Origin of the sequence: Rhizobium sp. 18055 (genome assembly GCF_902706285.1) — a bacterium.
Taxonomy (GTDB): Bacteria; Pseudomonadota; Alphaproteobacteria; order Rhizobiales; family Rhizobiaceae; genus Rhizobium.
Window position 1 is genome coordinate 1 of sequence record NZ_CACSKD010000192.1, and the last position, 480, is coordinate 480.

Sequence of the window (480 nt, forward strand, 5' to 3'; positions counted from 1 at the left end):
GCTCTCCTCTGTCCTGCGCGGGCGTTCCGAGACCCTGGCCACCCTCATCACTGCGGAAATGGGAAAGACCATCGCCGCCGCACGTGCCGAGATCGAGAAATGCGCGGCGACCATCGATTGGATCGCGGACAACGGGCCGGCCTTTCTGGCGGACGAGCCGGTGCCGACCGGGGGACGCAACCAGGCGTACGTGTCCTTCCGACCCCTGGGCCCGATCCTGGGCGTGATGCCCTGGAACTTCCCCTTCTGGCAGGTCATTCGCGCGGCCGCACCGATCATGCTGTCGGGTAACGCCTTCGTCCTGAAGCATGCCCCCAATGTTCTGGGCTCCGCGACCGCCCTCGTGGAGGCGTTCGATGCCGCCGGCTTCCCGGACGGCCTGTTCATCAGCCTGAATGTGGACAACGAAACAGTGGCCCGGTTGATCGAAAGCCCATCGATCGCGGCGGTGACTTTGACCGGCAGCCAACGCGCGGGGTC

1 protein-coding gene is annotated in these 480 nt (G+C 66.0%); it reads left to right on the forward strand.

The window, feature by feature from the left end; translation table 11 throughout:
- Positions 1 to 480 (forward strand): aldehyde dehydrogenase family protein (locus GVL52_RS28680; protein WP_160012712.1); only part of this gene is annotated, 480 nt, incomplete at both ends.